Origin of the sequence: Streptomyces sp. RP5T (genome assembly GCF_003933965.1) — a bacterium.
In the GTDB taxonomy this organism is placed as follows: Bacteria; Actinomycetota; Actinomycetes; order Streptomycetales; family Streptomycetaceae; genus Streptomyces.
Genome location: NZ_RSAJ01001229.1, coordinates 1 through 670, shown reverse-complemented (window position 1 = coordinate 670; position 670 = coordinate 1). Strand labels below are relative to the sequence as shown.

At 67.3% G+C, this 670-nt stretch carries 1 protein-coding gene; it reads right to left on the bottom strand.

Translation table 11 applies throughout. The features are described 5' to 3' along the window. Positions 1–101: 101 nt before the first annotated feature. Positions 102–670: TerD family protein (locus EHS43_RS45570; protein ID WP_185806695.1), on the bottom strand; the 569-nt coding region annotated here is incomplete at its 5' end.

Here is a 670-nt window from a genome sequence, read left to right as displayed (position 1 = left end):
CCTATGAGGTCGGTACAGCCAGGCATGCCTTGACAGCACCCACCCAGGGGCGCGGGGAACGGCGCGACCAGCCCCCACCGGCCCGCAGTCGAACAACTACGTCACAGCGCCTGCGCCGCCGGTTTCACCATCCCCCGCACCGTGCGGGACTTCACGAAGTCGCCCATCGCCGTCATCTCCCACTCGCCGGAGAACTGCTTGATCAGCTTGGCCATCATCACGCCCGTCTGCGCCTCCGCGTTGGTGAGGTCGAAGCGGACCAGTTCCTCCCCGCTCGCCGCGTCGATGAGGCGGCAGTACGCCTTGGCGACCTCGGTGAACTTCTGCCCGGAGAAGGAGTTGACCGTGAAGACGAGACCGGTGACCTCCTGGGGCAGCCGGCCGAGGTCCACGACGATCACCTCGTCGTCACCGCCGCCCTCGCCCGTGAGGTTGTCGCCGGAGTGCTTGATCGCGCCGCCGACGATGGACAGCTTGCCGAAGTAGCAGCTGTCGATGTGGTTGCGCTGCGGGCCGTAGGCGATGACCGACGCGTCGAGGTCGATGTCCTTGCCGCGGTACGCCGGTTCCCAGCCGAGCCCCATCTTGACCTGGGAGAGAAGGGGCCGCCCGCCCTTGACCAGGGACACGGTCTGGTTCTTCTGGAGGCTGACGCGGCCCTTGTCGAGGT